Source organism: Protofrankia sp. Cr1 (assembly GCF_963555865.1).
GTDB lineage: Bacteria > Actinomycetota > Actinomycetes > Frankiales > Frankiaceae > Protofrankia.
Window position 1 is genome coordinate 3,506 of the sequence record NZ_CAUVXO010000022.1, and the last position, 1,236, is coordinate 4,741.

General features: G+C 70.6%; 1 protein-coding gene. It reads right to left on the reverse strand.

Annotation, left to right across the window (positions count from 1 at the left end; all coding sequences use genetic code 11):
- The coding region (locus U9980_RS03995) for a DUF2786 domain-containing protein (protein WP_322766745.1) at window positions 1–1,236 on the reverse strand (1,236 nt) is incomplete at both ends.

Here is a 1,236-nt window from a genome sequence, read left to right on the forward strand (position 1 = left end):
TGTCGCTCACCTCGGTACGGGCGTTGAGGGAGGCGAGCTCGGCTGCGGCCCGACCCGAACTCCATCCCTCCCGGTCGTTGGCTGTCACCGGCCGCGACACGACTCCCGGGAACATCGTCTCGGTCGCCTCCCGGACGGTGTCCTCCCGTGCGGCCAGGACGGGCAGGAGACGGTCCCGACCCCTTTCGGCGACCGCCTCGGCCCCCGCCTTGTCGGTCGCACCCTGCAGCCGCTCGCCGATCCGGACGGCGAAGGCAGTGAGGAAGGACTGGCGAAACGAACGGGTCCGCGACCGCCCGTAGCGGTCCTGGCGGGAGCCTTCCCGCGTCATCGCCGTGGTCGCCTGGACCAACAGCGACGTGTAGAGCAGCTCGACGCCGTCGAGATCGGACTCAAAACCGAGCACCGTGGCGAAACCGAGATCCTTCGTCCACACCGCCCGGCAGCGATTCGCGGTGGCGACCTTGTCCAGCAGAAGCGCCTTGGGCGTCTCATAGGGATTGTCGACGCCGACCCGACGGCCGGTCGGTTCGTCGCGCGACCCGGTCTCGGCGGCCAGCAGGGCGTAGTCGATGCTGTGCCGGGCCATGAGCTCCTGGGCCTTGGCGGTCAGCGCCTCGGCCTCCTGCGCGAAGCCGGTCGACTCGGCCTTGGCCAGCAGCGCGCGGACCCGGTCAAGCATGCGCACGTCGACCGTCCGACCAGCGCTGCGGTCGGGGTGCAGCGTCCCGCGACGCGCCGTGCCGGGCGGCGGGCACAGCTGCGCGAGCGGGGGCAAAGTACCGAGGATCCCAAGCACCGTCACGGCGCAGGTGACCACCCCGACCCGATCCTCACCTTCGCGCTCACCCCAGGCGTCCAGCCAGCCATCGTCATCGGCCCACCAGACGGTGGCTTCGACCGCAGCGAGCTGAGCCTCCCAGCGCTCGTCCACGGTGGAGGCGGCATACCTACGCATCTGAGCGGCGATCGCGTCGACCGTCATCCGCAGCTGACGCGCACCGCCCTCCCGGCTGACGATCCGCACGACGTCCGCCGGCTGCCAGCCGTTGTCCCACGCACGTTCCACCATGCGGTTCAGCCAGCTCGCGAAGGCCCGGTCGACCATCCGCCGTCTGGTGGACCCGACCGGAGGTTTGGTCCACAGCACGATGCACCGGGACAGCTCCATGCCGTCCTGCGTGTGCTGTGCGTGCATGGCCGCACCGACCAGAAGGTCGGCGGTCTGCCGGTCAT